The sequence below is a fragment of the Streptomyces sp. Edi2 genome (genome assembly GCF_040253635.1).
In the GTDB taxonomy this organism is placed as follows: domain Bacteria; phylum Actinomycetota; class Actinomycetes; order Streptomycetales; family Streptomycetaceae; genus Streptomyces.
Genome location: NZ_JBEJGX010000003.1, coordinates 4,963,686 through 4,983,333, shown reverse-complemented (window position 1 = coordinate 4,983,333; position 19,648 = coordinate 4,963,686). Strand labels below are relative to the sequence as shown.

The following is a 19,648-nucleotide window of genomic DNA, read 5'->3' as shown; positions in this document are numbered from 1 at the left end:
CCGGTTCGTCCGGGCTTCGCCCGGGCTATGCGAGGGGGCTAGCTGCGCCGCCCCCGGTCGCCGCGGCCGCCACGACGGCCGTTGTCGTCCGCACCGTCGTCCGCCTCGTCGTCACCGCGCGGGCCGAGCAGTTCGTCGGCGAGCGTCGGCAGATCGTCCAACGGGGTCTCCTCCGCCCATTCGGGGCGGGGGCGGCTACGTTGCGGGGCTTCCACGGGGCGGCCGGTCGCCGGGTCGATCTGCGGGAGTTCGCGGGTGCGCTCGACGCGCGACTCGGCGGGGGCGGCGGGGTGGCCCGAGGCCGCACCCTGCCCGCCGTGCGCACCACTCCCGGTGCTCCCGCCGTTCGCGCCGTGGGGCGTCTCCTTGCGGAACATCCACGGCGGGACGCGGTCCGCAGGGGCGTCGCCCCGGCCGTCCTCGCCGCGCGCGCCTCCGCCCCGTACGGGCCCTTCGCCCCGTACAGGCGGCAGCACGGCGGTCTCCTCCGCGTCCGAAACGGCGCCACGGCCGCTCCAGGCGTCGTGCGTGTCGCGCACCGACGGCAGCACGGCCGTCTCGTCCGCCGCACCGCTCTGCTGCGTCCCACCCTGATGCGCCCCGGGCTGCCGCAGCGACTCCTCGGTCCGCTCACCGTCCGATCCGGAAGCACCCGATCCGGAACCGGACGAGCCAGAACCGGACGAGGCGGAACCCGAGGAGGCGGAACCCGACGATCCGGAGCCATCGGCCGCATCCTCCCCCAGCCGCTTCCGCAGATCCGCGACATACGTCTCCGCGGTGGGCGCCTCGGCTGCCTCGGCCTCCTCGGCCGCCGCCCTGGCCTCCGCCGCGGCCGCCGCCTCGGCTGCCGCGATCCGGGCCTTCTCGGCGCGCAGCAGGGCGTCTTCGGCCTTGCGCTGCTTCTCCAGGCGGCGCTCCTCGGCCTCCTTGCGCAGCCGCGCCTCTTCCTCGTGCTGCTTGCGCAGCCGCTCCTGCTCGGCTTCGCGGGCGCGCTCCTCGGCCTCGCGCCGCTGCCGCTCCGTCTCCGCGGCCTGGCGGGCCTCCTCGGCGCGCTTGCGGGCCTCCTCGGCCTGCCGGGCCTCCTCGCGCGCCCTGGCCTCCTCGGCCTCGCGGCGCTTGCGCTCCTCTTCCTCGGCGCGCAGCTTGGCAAGCTGCTCCTGGCGCTCGCGCTCCAGGCGCTCCTCCTCCGCCTTGCGCGCGGCCTCCTCCTCGGCCTTGCGGCGGGCCTCTTCCTCGGCCGCTTTACGGGCCTCGGCCTGCGCCGTGATCTCGGCCTCGGACAGCGGGAGCACCTGGTCGAGGCGGTGCCGTACGACGGTGGTGACGGCTTCGGGCTCCTGCCCGGCGTCGACGACCAGGTAGCGCGCGGGGTCGGCGGCGGCCAGTGTCAGGAAGCCGGCCCGCACCCGCTGGTGGAATTCGGCGGGCTCGGACTCCAGCCGGTCCGGTGCCTCGGTGAAGCGTTCCCGTGCGGTCTCCGGGGAGACGTCGAGCAGGACCGTCAGGTGCGGGACGAGGCCGTCGGTGGCCCAGCGCGAGATCCGGGCGATCTCCGTGGGCGCGAGGTTGCGTCCGGCGCCCTGGTAGGCGACCGAGGAGTCGATGTACCGGTCGGTGATGACGATCGCGCCGCGCTCCAGAGCGGGGCGGACGACGCTGTCGACGTGCTCGGCCCGGTCGGCGGCGAACATCAGCGCCTCCGCACGGTCCGAGAGCCCGGAGGTCGAGACGTCGAGAATGATCGAGCGCAGTCGCTTGCCGATGGCGGTGGCGCCCGGCTCACGGGTCACCACGACCTCGTGGCCCTTGTTGCGGATCCACTCCGCGAGCGCCTCGACCTGGGTGGACTTGCCGGCCCCGTCGCCGCCTTCCAGGGCGAGGAAGAAGCCGGTGGTGGCGGGCGCCTGGGCCGGGTCGCCGCCGCGCAGCGCCTCGCGCAGATCACGCCGCAGCGGTACGCCCTGCCGGTCGTCGACCTTGCCCAGCACCAGGGCGGCGACCGGCAGCAGCAGTGCGCCGACCAGCATCAGGGTGTAGGCGGCGCCGCCGTAGGCGAAGTTGAAGGTGCCGCTGCCGAGGTGGTGCGGGCCGATGACCGCCGCGAGCAGCGGCGCGAGGATGGCGGCCAGCGCGACCGTCAGCCGTACGACGGCGTGCAGATGCTCGGTCGTGCGGGCACTGCGGGATTCCTCGGTCTCCTGCTCCAGCAGCACATGGCCCGTATTGGCGGCGATACCGGCGCTGACGCCGGACAGCAGCGCGAGCACCAGCACCGACGTCGCGTCCGGGACCAGCCCCATGGCCAGCAGCCCCAGGCCGGTGGCGGCCACCGCAAGGGCGAGCAGGCGGCGCCGGGGGAGGCCGGGCAGCACCCGGTGAGCACAACGGATGCCGACGGCCGTACCGCCGGTCAGCGCGAGCACCAGCAGCGCGAAGGCGGCCGGACCGCCGGCCAGGTCGTAGCCGTGCAGGACGGCGAGCGAGACGGCCGCGGCGATCGCCCCGGCCACCGCGGCGCAGGACGCCACCAGCAGCGGGAGCGCGCCCGTACGGCCCCGGTCGGCGCCCGCCTGTGCGGTGCCGTTCTCCGGCGTGTCGCCCGGGCCCGTCGCTCCGGCCTTCGTACCCGTCGCCGCTCCGGCCTTCGCACCCGCGGCCTTCGGGCGGCGCAGCCCCTCCAGGGGGGAGCGCGGCCGCGGCGTCGGCACTCCGGGGAGCTCGATGAAGTAGAGGATCGATACGGAGGCGGCGAACAGACCGGCGGCGACATACGAGCCGAGCGCGGCCTGGTGCAGGTGGAACCAGTCGATGCCGGTGCCCAGCAGCTTGCTGATGAGCGTGACGACCACCAGGGCGGCGGCCGCGATCGGCAGCGCGACGAAGCCGGTGCGCAGCGAGAGGCGGCGCAGGGCGTCCATGTTGTCCGGCAGGGGCCGCACCGCGGCGCCCTCAGGGGGCGGGGTGGGCAGCAGCCCCGGTGCGGCGCTCTCCCGGGCGACGGTCCAGAAGCGTTCGGCGACACCGGTGACGAAGACCGTGACCAAGAGCCAGGCCAGTGCGTCGCCCGGCGTCCAGTCGATCCAGAGCGGGGCGATGACCAGCAGCGCGAGCCGCAGCACATCCGCACCGATCATCGTCCAGCGCCGGTCCAGCGGCCCGCCGGACGAGCCTCCCCCGCGCGCGCGGCGGCGGGGGACGTCATCGCCGACAGCGGGCCCAGCAGGACGGCCCCGAAGAGCAGCATCGCCAGCATCCGGGCCGCGAAGACCACGGTGACCGCAAGGGCTGCCCCCCGATAGCCGCCGCCGAAGACGGGTTCGCCGCCCAACGGGACGTACAACGCCGCCTGCAGGGCGAGGAGTACGAGGACAAGCATGGACAGGGCATCGCCGATGCCCCCGACAAACTGGGCGCTCCACAATCGCTTCAGTGGGGGGAAGCGGAGCAGGGCTCGCACGGCGCGCTCGCGGGAATCCGCCGCTAGGGCGCCTGATGTGGGGGTCACGACCGTTGGCTGCTCGGCACGCGTCATCCCGCCAGCCTAGCGGGACGGGGCACGCCGTCGAGCGCCCACCCGAACAAATGGGCGGGCACAACGGAACGCATCCGTTGTGCCCGCCCATGTCCTGCGCTTTTACCGGCGCGGCCGTGCCGGAAGCGGCGTAGGCCTCAGCCCTCCGCTTTACCGGCGCGGCCGGGGCCGGCGCCGGCCTCAGTCCTCCGCCGCCGGCGCCGCTGCCGTCTTCTTCGCCGCCGCAGTCTTGGCGGTGGCCTTCTTAGCGGTCGTCTTCTTCGCCGCGGTGGTCTTCGCCGCGGTGGTCTTCTTCGCCGCGGTCTTCTTGGCGGCCGTCTTCTTCGCGGCCGTCTTCTTGGCCGGCGCCTTCTTGGCCGCCTTCTTCGCGGTCTTCTTCGCTGGCCCCTTGGCGCGCTTCTCCGCCAGCAGCTCGTAGCCCCGCTCTGCGGTGACCGTCTCGACGTCGTCATCCCGCCGCAGCGTCGCATTGGTCTCGCCGTCGGTGACATACGCACCGAACCGGCCGTCCTTGACCACCACCGGCTTGCCGCTCACCGGGTCCGTGCCCAGCTCCTTCAGCGGCGGCTTGGCGGCGGCCCGCCCACGCTGCTTGGGCTGTGCGTAGATCGCCAGCGCCTCGTCGGTCGTGATCGTGAAGAGCTGTTCCTCGGTCTCCAGGGAGCGCGAGTCGGTGCCCTTCTTCAGATACGGGCCGTAGCGGCCGTTCTGCGCGGTGATCTCCACGCCCTCGGGGTCCTTGCCGACGACGCGCGGCAGCGACATCAGCTTGAGCGCGTCCGCCAGCGTCACGGTGTCCAGGGACATCGACTTGAAGAGCGAGGCCGTGCGCGGCTTGACCGCGTTCTTGCCGGTCTTCGGGGTGCCCTCGGGCAGGATCTCGGTGACGTACGGACCGTAGCGGCCGTCCTTGGCGACGATCTGGCGGCCGGACTCCGGGTCCATGCCCAGCTCGAAGTCGCCGCTCGGCTTGGCGAGCAGCTCCTCCGCGTACTCCACGGTCAGCTCATCGGGCGCCAGGTCGTCGGGGACATCGGCGCGCTGATGGCCCTCGGCATCCTTCTCGCCGCGCTCGACGTACGGGCCGTAGCGGCCGACCCGCAGCTTGATGTCGTCGCTGACGGGGAAGGACGAGATCTCCCGGGCGTCGATGGCGCCCAGGTCCTCGACCAGCTCCTTCAGGCCGCCGAGGTGATCGCCGTCGCCGTTTCCGGCCTCCGAGGCGGCTCCCTCGGCATCGCCCTCGCCGAAGTAGAAGCGCCGCAGCCACGGCACGGCCTGCGCCTCGCCGCGGGCGATGCGGTCGAGGTCGTCCTCCATCTTGGCGGTGAAGCTGTAGTCGACCAGCCGGCCGAAGTGCTTCTCCAGGAGGTTGACCACCGCGAAGGAGAGGAAGGACGGGACGAGCGCGGTGCCCTTCTTGAAGACATAGCCGCGGTCGAGGATGGTGCCGATGATCGAGGCGTACGTCGACGGGCGGCCGATCTCGCGCTCTTCCAGCTCCTTGACCAGCGTGGCCTCGGTGTAACGGGCGGGCGGCTTGGTCGCGTGCCCGTCGGCGGTCATCTCCTGCGCGGCCAGCGCGTCGCCCTCGGCGACCTGCGGCAGCCGGCGCTCGCGGTCGTCGAGCTCGGCGTTGGGGTCGTCGGCGCCTTCCACGTAGGCCTTGAGGAAGCCGTGGAAGGTGATCGTCTTGCCGGACGCGCTGAACTCGGCGTCCCGGCCGTCGGCGGCCCGGCCGCCGATCTTGACGGTGACGGAGTTACCGGTCGCGTCCTTCATCTGGGAGGCGACGGTCCGCTTCCAGATCAGCTCGTAGAGCCTGAACTGGTCGCCGCTCAGACCGGTCTCGGCCGGGGTGCGGAAGCGGTCGCCGGAGGGGCGGATCGCCTCGTGCGCCTCCTGGGCGTTCTTGACCTTGCCGGCGTAGGTGCGCGGCTTGTCCGGCAGGTAGTTCGCGCCGTACAGGTGCGTCACCTGCGCCCGGGCCGCGGCGACCGCGGTGTCCGAGAGCGTGGTGGAGTCCGTACGCATATAGGTGATGAAGCCGTTCTCGTACAGCTTCTGCGCGACCTGCATCGTCGCCTTGGCGCCGAAGCCGAGCTTGCGGCTGGCCTCCTGCTGGAGGGTGGTCGTCCGGAACGGGGCGTACGGCGAGCGGCGGTAGGGCTTGGACTCGACCGAGCGCACCGCGAAGTCGGTGTTCTCCAAGGCGGTGGCGAGCGCACGGGCGTTCGCCTCGTCCAGATGGAGGACGTCGTTCTTGAGCTGCCCGTTGGGACCGAAGTCACGGCCCTGGGCAATACGGCGGCCGTCGACGGTGTTCAGGCGGGCGGTCAGCACCGCCGGGTCGCTGGCGTCGCCCGCCCGGCCCGTGGAAAAAGTGCCGGTCAGGTCCCAGTACTCGGCGGAGCGGAAGGCGATGCGCTCGCGCTCCCGCTCGACGACGAGCCGGGTCGCGACGGACTGCACCCGGCCGGCCGACAGCCGGGGCATGACCTTCTTCCACAGGACCGGCGAGACCTCGTAGCCGTAGAGGCGGTCGAGGATCCGGCGGGTCTCCTGGGCGTCGACCAGCTTCTGGTTCAGGTCGCGCGGATTGGCGACGGCCTCGCGGATCGCGTCCTTGGTGATCTCGTGGAAGACCATCCGGTGGACGGGGACCTTGGGCTTGAGGATCTCCTGGAGGTGCCAGGCGATGGCCTCGCCCTCGCGGTCCTCATCTGTGGCGAGGTAGAGCTCGTCGGACTCGGCCAGCAGCTCCTTGAGCTTCTTGACCTGGTCCTTCTTGTCACTGTTGACGACGTAGATCGGCTGGAAGTCGGCGTCGACGTTCACGCCGAGGCGGGCCCAGGGCTCGCCCTTGTACTTCGCCGGGACCTCTGCGGCGCCGTTGGGCAGGTCGCGGATGTGTCCGACGCTCGCCTCGACCACGTAGCCAGGGCCGAGGTAGCCCTTGATCGTCTTCGCCTTGGCAGGCGACTCGACGATGACGAGTCGGCGGCCGCCGCCGTCTGTGGTCTCGCTGGTCGGGGACAACTTCGCTCTTCTCTCCGGTCGACGCTGGAAATGCCCCCCGGCCGGACGCCGGGGACGCAATGCGGTGACGCTTGACGCTGCGGAGTGTGACGGTACCTCCCGGCCCCGTGTCAAACGGAAAAACCCCGCAACGCCACTCGAACGGTAACCCGACTACATGCCTTCATGCCGCCCGGACCGCGCCAGGCGCTCGCCACGGGCCCGGAGCGCGTCTTGTGGATCACGGCAGCGCCGTACGGTTCCCCGGCGCCCACCTCGGACGTTCCCCGCGCGGCACCGCTGCGGCACCCTCGGTGATGTCACACAGTGACGGATCCCGGCGGTCCGCCACCCGCCCGCAGGCGCACGCCGCACCGTCCGCGGACCGACGACTGTCACAGAGCGGCGCCGGTTGCCGTCATTGCCTTGATACAGCACGTGAGCGGGCTGGCAGGATGGAAACGGCACGGCTCGCCGTTCGAGTCGAGTACTGCCGTCATCACGCACTCTCGGGGGGACCTCACCCATGGCGAACCAGTACCCCGGACCGCCGCCGGACCAGCCGCCCGGTCAGCCTGGTCAGTCCGGCCAGTCGGGTCAGTCCGGCCAGAACCCTTACGCCAAGCCGGACGGTGCTCAGCCCGCCGACGCCGGTTACGGCAGCCCGCAGGGCGGCCGCCCCGGGGAGCCCGGATACGGGTATCCGCAGGCCGGCCCGCAGCCGCCCCAGCCCCAGCCCGGTTACGGGTACCCGAACGGCGCCCCGGGTTCGCCCGCGCCCGGGTTCCCGCCGGGCACTCCGCCGCAGCCGGTGCCCGGCGGGTTCCCGACAGGGCCCGGCGGGTTCCAGGCCGACCCCGGCGGGTTCCAGGCCGGACCCCAGCCCGGCGGGATGGCGCTGTCGCTGGGCGATATCGCGGTGACCGGCGACACGATCATGACGCCGGCCGGGCCGATGCCGCTCAGGGGCGCGGTCTGGACGGCGACCGATATGTCGCGCACGGAGGAGAAAATACCGTCGCACGCGGTCGTGCTCGCCGTCGTTTTCTTCTTCTTCTGCCTGCTCGGGCTGCTCTTCCTCCTGATGAAGGAGCGGGTGACCACCGGGTTCGTGCAGGTCACGGTGAACAGCGGAGGCCGGCACCACTCCACGATGATCCCGGTGCAGTCCCGCGAGCAGGTGATGTTCGTCCTCAACCAGGTCAACTACGCCAGGTCGCTGAGCGTGTGAGCTCCGGCACGTCGTGGGGCCCTGCCGAGCCGGCGGGCCCCGGCAGCGGGAAATCGGTCCGGACACGTACCGTCCGCCGGGCGTCGGTCGCCCTCGGCGCCGGGGCGGCGGCCGCCGTCTACCTCTGGCACACCGATCCGCACCAACCGGGGCAGCTGCTGCTCCCCTGCCCGTTCAAATGGGCCACCGGGCTGCTGTGCCCGCTGTGCGGCGGGACGCGGATGGCGTACGACCTGATGCACGGCGATGTCGTGAGGGCCTTCCATGACAACGCCGTGCTGCTCACCCTGGCCGGCCCGGCCGTCGCGTACGCCGTCGGACGCTGGCTGATCGCCGGAATCGGCGGGCGGGTGTACCGGCCACGCCTCCCGGCCCGCGGCAACGCCGTGGTGCTCGGCATTGCCGCGGTCTGGATGGTCGCCCGCAACCTTGTCGGTTAGGGGTTTCGTCCAGGGACATCACGGATGATCCGGGCGCAGTCCCGACCGCCCGGGGTCAGCGAACCGTCCGGCGTCAGCGGCCCGTCCAGTGCCAGCGGACCGTCCGGCATCAGCGGACCGTCCGGCGGCCAAGGGGATCATCCGGTGTCAGCGGACGGTGACCTTGACCACCGGGGAGACGGTGCTGCCGGCACCCATACGGAGCTGGTTGACGCCCTTGATGCCGAGCTTGACCCGTACCGAGTACGTGCCACTGGCGTTCACCGGCGTCTGCGCGGGCAGCGAGACCCACTTCGTGCCCTGCTTCTGCTGGACGGTGACCTTGGTGCCGGCCTTGATGCCCTTGGCGGTGCCGGAGATCCGGAACTCCTGCCAGGCGTTAACGGTGGACGCGCTGGCCTTGGCAGTCAGTGCCGCGGCGGCCGGGGCGGTGGCCACGACCGGCTTGGGCGAGTGGAGGTCCTGCGGGGCGGCGAAGGCCGCGGCCGAGCCACCGGCGAGCAGGGAGACGGCGATGGTGCCGACGGCGACGTAGCGGAATGCACGGTTCATTTGGGTTCCTCACTGAAGGGTCGTGAGCCTGCCGGTCGTTGCCGACCTTCACTGAGGAACATGGCCAACGACCCGGAAAAGTTCCCGCGTACCACCACACATCGGCCATCTGTTGCAGAACTGGCGTGAAGTGAACGTAGCGCCACGCAAGGGAAGTTGGAGCGGGCTCGCCGCTTTCACGACTCACGGCTCACAGCAGGTGTCTCGCGACTCATGGCTCACGACTCACAGCAGGCGTCTCGCGGCTCACGGCAGGTGTCGTGCCACTCGCCGCTCACGGCTACAACGCTGCCAGCAGCCAGCAGCCCGTGGCCAGGAACACCACCCCGGACAGCAGCGCCGTCACGGTGGCGACCGGACGGCTGACGCCATCGGCGACCGGCGCACCGGTCCGCAGGCAGACACCCGTCCACACCAGCAGTCCGGCACCGAACAGCGCGAACGCCGCCCCGGCGAAAGCCTCGGGTCCACTCTCCATGCGGGCAGCTTGGCACCTCAGGGCGGCATTCCGGCGAACGCCGGATGAACGACACCCGCCGCGTCCTGCCCTCCCCCGGCCCGGGCCCCTGCCCCTTCTCCCGTCCCCTTCCCCCGCCCCTCCGCGGTCAGCCGCCCGCGGCCACCGGCTCCAGGAACCCCTGCTCGACCAGCATCCGGATCGAGGCCAGCGTACGGTCCCGCAGCAGAACCGGATCCTCTCCGACGAGTTGGGCGATGGCGTCCAGAATCCGCCCGGCCGGGAGGGAGCCGTCGCACACCCCGGCGAAGCCCGCGCCGACCGTGTCCACCTTCGTCGCCCGCCGCATACCGCGGTTCTGACGCAACACCACATGCTCGGGGTCCTCCGCCCCGGGCAGCCCGACCTGCTCCTGCACCACCTCGTCGGCAAGCCGGAAGCGGCCGGCGAGCAGCGCCGCGTCGTCCGTGGCCCGCAGATAGTCCTGGCGGTCGAAGTGCCGTACGACCGACTCCCCCAGCGGCTGTTCCACCGGATGCGGCCATTCCTCGACCGTGACGGACGGGGAAGCCGACCCGGACTTGCGCAGCGTGATCCAGCCGAAGCCGATGGCCTTGGTCTTGCGTGCCTCGAACTCGTCGAGCCAGGCGTCGTACCGCGCGGCGTACGCCTCGTCCCCGGCGCGGTGGTCGCCCGCGTCACGCAGCCACAGCTCGGCGTACTGGGTGACGTCCTGCACCTCGCGCTGCACGATCCAGGCGTCGCAGCCGGCCGGCACCCAGGAGCGCACCCTGTCGTACCACTCCTCGCCCGCCACATGCTGCCAATTGGCCAGCAGCTGGCAGTACCCGCCGTCGTTGAGATGCGCGGCGGACTGCTGGACGAGCGTCCGGCACAGGTCGTCGCCGCCCATGCCGCCGTCGCGGTAGGTGAGCCGGGCACCCGGCGAGATCACGAACGGCGGGTTGGAAACGATCAGGTCGTACGTCTCGTCGCCCACGGGCTCGAACAGCGAGCCCTCCCGCAGATCCGCCGGCTCCGCCCCGGAGAGCGCCAGGGTCAGCGCGGCGATCCGCAGCGCCCGGGGGTTGAGGTCGGTGCCCGTGACGCGGGTGGTGTGCTGAGCGGCGTGCAGCGCCTGGATGCCGGAGCCCGTACCGAGATCGAGGGCCTTGGCGACCGGCCTGCGCACCGTGATCCCCGCGAGGGTCGTGGAGGCACCGCCGACACCGAGCACCAGCTGCGAGCGGTCCGCTTCCCCGGCGCCCCGGATACCGCCGGCGCCGCCGACCGCGCAGCCCAGGTCGGAGACGACCCACCAGTCCTGTCCCTCGGGGCCGCCGTAGGGGCGCACGTCCACACTGGCGCGCAGCTCGTCGCCGTCCTGCACCAGCCAGCCGTCCGCGAGGCAGTCCGCGACCGGCAGCGCGGCCTGCGCCCGCCGCAGCTCCACCGGACGCTGCAGCAGGAACAGCCGCACCAGGGTCTCCAACGGGCTGTCACCGCGCGTCGCCCGCAGGGCGGGGACGGTCTCGCTGCGCGCCAGCGCGGCATAGGCCGGCGCGCCGAGCAGTTCCAGCAGCCCGTCGGCGGTGAAGGCGGCGGCCAGCAACGCCTCGCGCAGCCGGGCGGTGCGGGTGTTGCTCTCGGGGTCCTGGACATCGGCGGTGGGGAGGTGCGTACTCACATCCCCCATTGTCGGCCCTGCCACTGACAATCGGCGACGGCCCGGCGCCACACCCTTCTCGGGCGCGTCGCCGGGCCGTACGGAGCCGTTGCCGTGCACGTTGCCCCGCGGGCTTCCCCGCGCGCGTCCGGCTCCGGACCGCGGGGGGGAGGCGTCCCCTAGGACTTCTTGGATCCCGTGGGTGCCGGGGAGCCGGACGCGGCCGGGTTCTGGCAGCCCTTCTGGGCGGCCATCGCCGTGCCGACCTCGCCGGACTCCAGGTTCTTGAAGGCCGCCTCGCTCTGCTTGTTCAGCTTGTTGATACCGCTGGAGAGGTTGCGCAGACCGTCCGCGAACTTCAGCTTGTCCGAGGTGTCGAGTTTGTTGACCTGCTTCTGCAGGTCCGCATAGCCCTTGGAGAGCGAGTTGAGCTCCTTGACGGCGCTCTGCTGTGCCTGCTTGCCCTGGTCGGTGGGCGGCGGCCCGGCCTTCTCCAGGGACTTGGCCAGCGAGGAGTAGGCCTGGGAAATCTTCTGGAAGGCCGCCGAGTCGGTCTGCTGGACCTTCTTGGAGTCGGTGCTGCCGTTGTCGGCCGTCTGCATGGCGCCGTTGGCGTCCTGGATCTGCTTGAACTGAGCCTGCGCAGGGTCGCAGAAACTCTTCGCCCAGTCATTGAGCTTCTTGCTGCTGTCGTCGCTGCAGCCGGTCAGCGCGAGCACCAGTGCCGCACCGCCGGACAGTGCAGCCACAAGCTTCTTGTTCACCGGATTGGTCCCTTCCATGGCTCTCGGCCCCGGAACATACACGTCCAAACGGCCTGGGCGACCGGTCGGGCATCCCGCCCTGCCCTCATTGCAGCCATTTGCACCAAGGACCGCAGGGCCACCCGAGCACGCGGAAGGCGGGTGGCCGGCGTCTGCAAAATACGCCGTCCACCCGCCCAGTTGAGCGGTCCGCAGGCCCTTCCGGAGGTGCTTTCCGGCTAGGACGCCACCGCCGTCTCGGCCGACTTGGCGATGCTTTCCGGGTCTTCGGAGTTGTCTTCGTCACCCACGGCGATTCCGCGCCGCTTGGAGACGTACACCGCACCGACGATGACGGCGATGGCCAGTACGGAGACGACGAGGCGAACGCCGATGCTCTTGTCCTGGCCGTATGAGAACTTCACCACAGCGGGCGCGATCAGCAGCGCCACCAGGTTCATGACCTTCAGCAGCGGGTTGATCGCCGGGCCCGCGGTGTCCTTGAACGGGTCACCCACGGTGTCGCCGATGACCGTCGCGGCATGCGCCTCACTGCCCTTGCCGCCGTGGTGGCCGTCCTCGACGAGCTTCTTGGCGTTGTCCCACGCGCCACCGGAGTTGGCGAGGAAGACCGCCATCAGCGTGCCGGTGCCGATCGCACCCGCCAGGAACGAGCCGAGCGCGCCGACGCCGAGCGAGAAGCCGACCGCGATCGGGGTGAGCACGGCCAGCAGCCCGGGGGTGGCCAGCTCACGGAGCGCGTCCTTGGTGCAGATGTCGACAACCCGCCCGTACTCGGGCTGCTCGGTGTAGTCCATGATCCCGGGGTGCTCGCGGAACTGCCGCCGCACCTCGAAGACCACCGCTCCCGCCGACCGCGACACCGCGTTGATCGCCAGCCCGGAGAACAGGAAGACGACCGAGGCGCCGAGGATCAGCCCGACCAGGTTGTTGGGCTGCGAGATGTCCAGGCTGAGGCCCATCCCGCCCGCGGCGTTGCCGATGTCCCGTACAGCGGTCGCGATCGCGTCCCGGTACGAGCCGAAGAGCGCGGCCGCGGCCAGTACGGCGGTCGCGATGGCGATGCCCTTGGTGATGGCCTTGGTGGTGTTGCCCACCGCGTCCAGGTCGGTCAGCACCTGCGCGCCGTCACCGGTGACGTCGCCGGACATCTCGGCGATGCCCTGCGCGTTGTCGGAGACCGGCCCGAAGGTGTCCATCGCCACGATCACGCCGACGGTGGTCAGCAGACCGGTGCCGGCCAGCGCCACCGCGAACAGCGCCAGCATGATGGAGGCACCGCCCAGCAGGTACGCCCCGTAGACGGCCAGGCCGATCAGCACCGCCGAGTAGACCGCCGACTCCAGGCCGATCGCGATGCCCGAGAGCACGACCGTGGCCGGGCCGGTCAGCGAGGTCTTGCCGATGTCCCGGACGGGCCGCCGGGTGGTCTCGGTGAAGTAGCCGGTCAGCTGCTGGATCAGCGCGGCCAGCACGATGCCGATGGCGACCGCCACCAGCGCCAGCATCCGCGGGTCGCCGCTGCGGCCCAGGATCTCGGTGTCGGTGACACCGGTCAGGTCCGAGTAGCTGGACGGCAGGTAGGCGAACACCGCGACGGCCACCAGCACCAGCGAGATGCCCGCGGAGATGAAGAAACCGCGGTTGATCGCCGTCATACCGCTGCGGTCGCTGCGCCGGGGCGCGACGACGAAGATGCCGACCATCGCGGTGAGCACACCGATGGCCGGGACCAGCAGCGGGAACGCGAGCCCGGCGTCGCCGAAGGCCGCCATGCCCAGGATGAGGGCGGCGACCAGGGTCACGGCGTACGACTCGAAGAGGTCGGCGGCCATACCGGCGCAGTCACCGACGTTGTCGCCCACGTTGTCCGCGATGGTCGCGGCGTTGCGCGGGTCGTCCTCCGGGATGCCGTGCTCGACCTTGCCGACCAGGTCGGCACCGACGTCCGCGGCCTTGGTGAAGATGCCGCCGCCGACCCTCATGAACATCGCGATCAGCGCGGCGCCGAGACCGAAGCCCTCCAGCACCTTGGGCGCGTCGACCGCGTACACGAGCACCACGCAGGACGCGCCGAGCAGGCCCAGCCCCACGGTGAACATGCCGACGACGCCACCGGTACGGAAAGCGATCTTCATCGCCTTGTGGGAGACCGCCGTAAGATCCTTTTTCTGGGTGTCACCCTCGGCCGGAGTGGCTTCCCGCGCGGCCGCGGCGACGCGCACATTGCTGCGCACGGCGAGCCACATCCCGATATAGCCGGTGGCCGCGGAGAATCCGGCGCCGATCAAGAAGAAGGCGCTGCGTCCGGCGCGCTGCGTCCAATTTTCCGCGGGCAGCAGCATGAGCAGGAAGAACACCACGACGGCAAAAACGCCGAGAGTCCGCAACTGCCGTGCCAGGTAGGCATTTGCGCCTTCCTGCACCGCCGCCGCGATCTTCTTCATACTGTCGGTTCCCTCACCGGCCGCGAGCACTTGGCGGACCAGCACCGCCGCGACAGCCAGCGCCGCCAGGGCGACCACGGCGATCGCCAGCACGATGCCGCGGTTGCCCGCCGTGAGCGAGGGCCCGGCCAGAAAAGTGGGGGTGTCAAGCAACTGAGGGGTGTAAGGCCCCGCCATTCGTCCTCCTTGACGTTTGGCACATGGGCGCGCGGAAGCACGCTCAGGCGTCCTGAGCAAGATGTGGACGGATTGTAGGGAGCCACGGTTGATCAAAACAGTACGCGTCAAAGGGAATTCGCCGATAGCAGCGAAGATCAAAAGGCCGACGCCACACGGAATTCGCCCGGACGAAGGAAAGGAGCAAATTCACTGACCACCACCCGATGATCTCTCTGTCGTATTGATCGTCCATGGACCGCAAACTGATCGTCGCTGCTCACGGACGCCGCCCCGGAACCCGGGACGACGGAGACCCGCGTGACCCCGGTGAGAATTGATCCGCCCGGCTGCGCCCGAACGGGTGACCCACGGCGCTCGGCACGCGTCCCGGCACCCGGTGATGCCGCGTCAGATCGAGTCCGGATCGCAACGCACGAGGCTTGATCGAGAGGTCACGGCGAGAGGCCGGAGGGGCGGGATGGCGAGGTGACGGGTGGGCGCGCCGGCAGGGTGACGGGCTGGAGCGAGGGGCTGCTGCGGGTAGGGGGCCGGAGGGACGAGCCGGGCGTGGCGAACGGGAGCCCGGTCAGGCACGCCCGCTCAGCGCACGAGGGACCGCGAGGGGCCGACCGCGCACGACCGACCACGGAGGGCCGGCAGAGGAGGCGCAGGCGGCAGAGGATGCACAAGGCAGCAGGGCGATGCGCGGGCTCTGCAGGGGGCGCAAAGGCGACAGGGCGAGCCCAGGCAGCAGGCAGCAGGCAGCAGGCAGCAGGCAGCAGGCAGCAGGCAGCAGGCAGCAGGCAGCAGGCAGCAGGCAGCAGGCAGCAGGCAGCAACGATGGGTGCCCGCACCGGTTACGGACGGAGTCCGGGGTCAGGGTCAGGGGCAGGGCATTCGCCGGGCACCGGGCCCGGGCGCTACGGCACCACCACGGCTGCCGTGGTGGGCCAGGTCATCCGGATCAGCCCGCCGTCCTTGCCGGCGGTCACCTCGACATCGTCGACCAGCCCGCTGATCACCGCGAGGCCCATTTCGTCCTCGCCCTCGGCGTCGCTCTCCACGGCGCCCGCGCTCTCGTCTCCGCCGCGCGCCCCGGCCGTACCGGAGTCGCCGGAGACACCGTCGCCGACCTCGATCGAGAACTTCTTCTCGTCCTCGATCAGCAGGACGCGGACGGGATCCGCGATGTCATGGCTCTCGTGCAGCCCCACCGCCCGGCTGCAGGCCTCACCGACGGCGAGCCGCACCTCGTCCAGCACGGCCTCGTCCACCCCGGCGCGCCGTGCCACGGCAGCCGCGACCAGACGCGCGGTGCGGACATGCTCGGGAAGGGCGCTGAAGCGAAGTTCGACGGTGGCCATGCCATCCCCCTCGTTTTGCGGGCGTGCGACGTAGGGGGCCGGACACCGTGTCCGGAACCCCCCACTGCTTCCTCCCCCCGCGCCTGATGGCGCGGGGGACCGGCAAAACCGTCAGTCAGTGGCTGCGACGGCTTCGTCGACCGAGGTGTGAATGGGAAACACCTTGGTCAGTCCGGTGATTCGGAAGATCTTGAGAATGCGCTCCTGGTTGCAGACCAGGCGCAGCGAGCCCTCATGGGCACGCACCCGCTTCAGTCCGCCGACCAGCACGCCGAGCCCAGTGGAGTCGAGGAAGTCGACACGTTCCATGTCCACCACGAGGTGGTAGCTTCCGTCGTTCACAAGCTCGACCAGCTGCTCCCGCAGCTTGGGCGCGGTGTATACATCAATCTCGCCACCGACCTCGACGACCGTACGGTCGCCAACGGTCCGGGTCGACAGGGACAGGTCCACGGATCCTCCAGCACCTTGCTATCGAGCGGTCGCCCCCCTGGGGCCTCCCCACCGACGGTAGGGGCGGATCTGGCAGCCGCGATGGCATTCAATCACTTACCGGCAGGCGTGCACGACGCCCTTTGAGCATTGTCCGTCACTCCGGTGACACACTCGGTGCCGATGGCCTCCAATCCAGTCCCGCCGGATGCGGGCGCGCGCCCTTCCCCAGGCATGATTCTCGAACGTCTCGCCCGGGGCGCGACCCGCGCTGCGCGCATCACTCATACGGAGCACTTGCCCCCGCGCATTGGCAGCCATGCCGACTGGCCGGAACAGATCCGGCCGGAAGTGATCGCTGCCATCCGTTCGGCCGGAATCGATCGCCCCTGGGCCCACCAGGCACGGACATCCGAACACGCACTACGCGGCGAGTCGGTCGTCGTCGCCACCGGCACCGCCTCGGGGAAGTCCCTGGCGTATCTCGCGCCGGTCCTCTCCACGCTCCTGGACGGCTCCGAGGCGCCGAACGGAAGGGGCGCCACGGCCCTGTATCTGGCCCCCACGAAGGCGCTGGCGGCCGATCAGCGGCGTGCCGTGCGCGAGCTGGCCGCTCCCCTGGGCACGGCCGTGCGGCCCGCGGTCTACGACGGCGACACCCCCGTCGAGGAGCGCGAATGGGTCCGCCAGTACGGCAATTACGTCCTGACCAACCCCGACATGCTGCATCGCGGCATCCTGCCGGCCCACGCCCGCTGGTCCTCCTTCCTGCGCGCGCTGCGCTATGTCGTCATCGATGAATGCCACAGCTACCGCGGTGTCTTCGGCTCCCACGTCGCGCAGGTCATCCGCCGGCTGCGCCGCGTCTGTGCCCGGTACGGCTCCGATCCGGTCTTTCTGCTCGCCTCCGCCACGGCCGCGGAGCCGGCGCAGGCCGCGACCCGGCTCACCGGTCTGCCCGTGGTGGAGATCACCGAGGACACCTCGCCGCGCGGTGAGTTGGTCTTCGCGCTGTGGGAGCCGCCGCTCACCGAACTCCATGGCGAGCAGGGCGCCCCGGTCCGCCGGACGGCCACCGCGGAGACCGCGGACCTGCTCACCGACCTCGCCGTCCAGGGCGTACGCACCGTCGCCTTCGTCCGCTCCAGGCGCGGCGCCGAGCTGATCGCGCTGATCGCCCAGGAACGGCTCGCGGAGGTGGACCGCTCGCTGCCCGGGCGGGTCGCCGCGTACCGGGGCGGCTATCTGCCCGAGGAACGCCGCGCCCTGGAACGCGCACTGCACAGTGGTGACCTCCTCGGTCTGGCCGCCACCACCGCGCTCGAACTGGGCGTGGACGTCTCCGGGCTGGATGCCGTGGTCATCGCCGGCTATCCGGGGACCCGGGCGTCCCTGTGGCAGCAGGCCGGCCGGGCGGGCCGCTCGGGGCAGGGCGCGCTCGCCGTGCTCGTGGCGCGCGACGACCCGCTGGACACCTACCTCGTGCACCACCCCGAGGCGCTTTTCGACCAGCCCGTCGAGTCCACCGTGCTCGACCCCGACAACCCGTACGTGCTCGCCCCGCATCTGTGCGCGGCCGCCTCCGAACTCCCCCTCACCGAAGAGGACTTCGCGCTCTTCGGACCCGCGGCCGCCGGCCTGATGCCGCAGCTGGAGGCCGCGAACCTGCTGCGGCGGCGTGCCAGGGCCTGGCACTGGACGCGCCGCGAGCGGGCCGTCGACCTCACCGACATCCGCGGCCAGGGCGGCTCGCCGGTGCAGGTCGTGGAGGAGGGCACCGGACGGCTGCTGGGCACCGTGGACGCCGCCGCCGCGCACACCGCCGTCCACGACGGCGCGGTCCACCTTCACCAGGGCCGTACCTATCTCGTCCGGCACCTCGACCTGGCCGACAACGTGGCGCTCGTCGAAGAGGCCCACCCGCCCTATTCCACGACCGCCCGCGACACCACCGCCATCGCCGTCCTCGAGACCGACACCGAGATCCCGTGGGGGGACGGCCGGCTGTGCTTCGGATCCGTGGAGGTCACCAATCAGGTCGTCTCCTTCCTGCGCCGCAAACTGATCACCGGGGAGGTCCTGGGCGAGACCAAGCTCGATCTGCCACCCCGTACGCTGCGCACCCGTGCGGTGTGGTGGACGGTCACCGAGGACCAGCTCGACGCCGCCCGCGTCAATCCCGAGCAGCTGGGCGGCGCGCTGCACGCCGCGGAACACGCCTCCATCGGCATGCTGCCGCTCTTCGCCACCTGCGACCGCTGGGACATCGGCGGCGTCTCCGTGCCGCTTCACCCGGACACCCTGCTTCCGACCGTTTTCGTCTACGACGGCCATCCCGGCGGCGCCGGATTCGCCGAGCGCGCCTTCCACACGGCCGCCGACTGGCTCACCGCCACCCGCGATGCCATCGCCTCCTGCGAATGCGAGGCCGGCTGCCCTTCCTGCATCCAGTCCCCCAAGTGCGGCAACGGCAACGACCCGCTCCACAAACGGGGAGCCATCCGGTTGCTGGGCGAGCTGTTGCGGGGCGTGCCGGAGCAGGCCTAGCGGGCGGACTCGGGCAGTGGCCTCGGTTCGGTCCCGCGCCGGGTCACTGCGCCCCGGCGGGCCGGCTCGGGCCCGTACCCGGGAGGTGAACGGGCTGCGGCCCGCCTCGGCAATGACATCGGCGACCGGCCCGGCCAGCGCACAGCGCACCAGGCGGGTGTGCTGCGCGGCCGCCACCCGGCGAGCCGCAGCACAGGCATCGGCGAGCCCCAGCCGGGCGTGATCCGCGGCGGCCAGCGCCGCAAGGTCCGCGGCACCACCCGCTCGGTGCCGCGCCGTGACCGCCTGGCCCACTCCGATCAGGGCCACGAAAACCGCGCACAGCGCCGCCGTCGCGAACACCGTCCAGACCGTCGCCGAGCCCTCATCGCCGCACCGTTTCCTCCGCAAGAGCCACCGCCTCCCCACCGACCCGCACCGTCAGTTGCCCCACGCCGGGCAGCTCGGCCTCGACGCGTACGCGCACCAGGTCGCCCTCCCGCGCCAGCGCGACCCGCGCGCCCCTCGGCGCCGCGCCCCGCGCCGCCGAGAGCACTGCCGCCCGCGGTTCCGACCGCGCAGCGGCCCGCGCCCCGGCCCGCGCGGCATCCACACACTCGATACGGGCACAGACCGCCATCAGCCCCCAGAGAAGCGCGGCCACCACCGCCACCAGCACGGGAATGACCACGGCGGTCTCCGCCGTCACAAATCCGGCGTCACGAGCGCCGTACGGGGCTGCCCGGGCCCGCGGGCCCGGGGCCCGGCTGTCAGAACTGGACATTGATCGCCCGCTCCAGCACCGACTGGAGCAGCGCCTTCACCGGCCCGCTCGTCACGACCTTGTAGAGCACCGCCGCCAGCGCGCACGCCGCGAGCGTCCCCACGGCGTACTCCGCCGTGGTCATCCCCCGGTCGTCGGCCCCGAGCGCACGCAGCCCCGCCCACCACCGTCGAAAACTTCCACCCCGGAACATTCCAATCCCCCTTTGCATGGCCTCTGATTTGCACGGCCTCTGAATGAATGGCCTTTGATGCGTGGCGGCTGAGTGCCGCC

The 19,648-nt window shown here is 71.4% G+C and carries 13 protein-coding genes and 2 pseudogenes; 3 read left to right on the top strand and 12 right to left on the bottom strand.

Going from position 1 to position 19,648, the window contains the following annotated elements:
- Window positions 1-38 precede the first annotated feature (38 nt).
- Window positions 39-3,535 (bottom strand): annotated as a pseudogene (tmk, locus tag ABR737_RS25530) (dTMP kinase).
- A gap of 180 nt (window positions 3,536-3,715) precedes the next feature.
- Window positions 3,716-6,574, bottom strand: coding sequence for a type I DNA topoisomerase (topA, locus tag ABR737_RS25525; protein WP_350252559.1), 2,859 nt, complete (start codon window positions 6,572-6,574; stop codon window positions 3,716-3,718).
- 505 nt (window positions 6,575-7,079) lie between these two features.
- Between topA and ABR737_RS25520 the strand changes: the two genes are divergently transcribed.
- A complete protein-coding gene (locus ABR737_RS25520; RefSeq protein ID WP_350252558.1) occupies window positions 7,080-7,784 on the top strand; it encodes a hypothetical protein in 705 nt (234 codons plus the stop codon).
- Window positions 7,781-8,224, top strand: a complete 444-nt coding sequence (locus ABR737_RS25515) for a DUF2752 domain-containing protein (RefSeq protein ID WP_350252556.1) — start codon at window positions 7,781-7,783, stop codon at window positions 8,222-8,224. Before ABR737_RS25520 ends, ABR737_RS25515 begins: the two co-directional genes overlap by 4 nt.
- Window positions 8,225-8,371: 147 nt before the next feature.
- Here ABR737_RS25515 and ABR737_RS25510 read toward each other — a convergent pair whose 3' ends face one another.
- From ABR737_RS25510 to bldG, 7 genes are all read right to left on the bottom strand, one after another.
- Window positions 8,372-8,776: a hypothetical protein gene (locus ABR737_RS25510; RefSeq protein WP_350252555.1), complete on the bottom strand. Its 405-nt coding sequence runs from the start codon at window positions 8,774-8,776 to the stop codon at window positions 8,372-8,374.
- Between the two features lie 280 nt (window positions 8,777-9,056).
- Window positions 9,057-9,254 (bottom strand): hypothetical protein, encoded by a 198-nt coding sequence (locus ABR737_RS25505; protein ID WP_350252553.1) that lies wholly within the window; start codon window positions 9,252-9,254, stop codon window positions 9,057-9,059.
- A 127-nt stretch (window positions 9,255-9,381) separates the two neighbouring features.
- Entirely contained in the window at window positions 9,382-10,929 is a 1,548-nt protein-coding gene (locus ABR737_RS25500) for a DUF7059 domain-containing protein (RefSeq protein ID WP_502964371.1), read from the bottom strand.
- Window positions 10,930-11,078: 149 nt separating this feature from the next.
- Window positions 11,079-11,663, bottom strand: a complete 585-nt coding sequence (locus tag ABR737_RS25495; protein ID WP_350252550.1) for a small secreted protein — start codon at window positions 11,661-11,663, stop codon at window positions 11,079-11,081.
- Window positions 11,664-11,881: 218 nt separating this feature from the next.
- Window positions 11,882-14,287, bottom strand: coding sequence for a sodium-translocating pyrophosphatase (locus ABR737_RS25490; protein WP_350252548.1), 2,406 nt, complete (start codon window positions 14,285-14,287; stop codon window positions 11,882-11,884).
- Between the two features lie 902 nt (window positions 14,288-15,189).
- Window positions 15,190-15,633: an ATP-binding protein gene (locus ABR737_RS25485; RefSeq protein ID WP_350252547.1), complete on the bottom strand. Its 444-nt coding sequence runs from the start codon at window positions 15,631-15,633 to the stop codon at window positions 15,190-15,192.
- 111 nt (window positions 15,634-15,744) lie between these two features.
- Window positions 15,745-16,086, bottom strand: coding sequence for an anti-sigma factor antagonist BldG (bldG, locus tag ABR737_RS25480; protein ID WP_004571875.1), 342 nt, complete (start codon window positions 16,084-16,086; stop codon window positions 15,745-15,747).
- A 162-nt stretch (window positions 16,087-16,248) separates the two neighbouring features.
- On the opposite strand from bldG, the gene ABR737_RS25475 reads away from it, so the two are divergent.
- Window positions 16,249-18,612, top strand: a complete 2,364-nt coding sequence (locus tag ABR737_RS25475) for a DEAD/DEAH box helicase (protein ID WP_350252546.1) — start codon at window positions 16,249-16,251, stop codon at window positions 18,610-18,612.
- Between the two features lie 117 nt (window positions 18,613-18,729).
- Here the strand turns inward: ABR737_RS25475 and ABR737_RS43965 are convergent.
- The 3 genes and pseudogenes from ABR737_RS43965 to ABR737_RS25460 form a co-directional block, all read right to left on the bottom strand.
- Window positions 18,730-18,921: pseudogene (locus tag ABR737_RS43965) on the bottom strand (Rv3654c family TadE-like protein); the annotation flags it as partial.
- A 55-nt stretch (window positions 18,922-18,976) separates the two neighbouring features.
- Window positions 18,977-19,375: a TadE family type IV pilus minor pilin gene (locus ABR737_RS25465; protein ID WP_350252544.1), complete on the bottom strand. Its 399-nt coding sequence runs from the start codon at window positions 19,373-19,375 to the stop codon at window positions 18,977-18,979.
- Complete coding sequence (locus ABR737_RS25460; RefSeq protein WP_381854467.1) at window positions 19,362-19,499, bottom strand: DUF4244 domain-containing protein; 138 nt, start codon at window positions 19,497-19,499, stop codon at window positions 19,362-19,364. The genes ABR737_RS25465 and ABR737_RS25460 overlap by 14 nt, the downstream gene beginning before the upstream one ends.
- Window positions 19,500-19,648 lie beyond the last annotated feature (149 nt).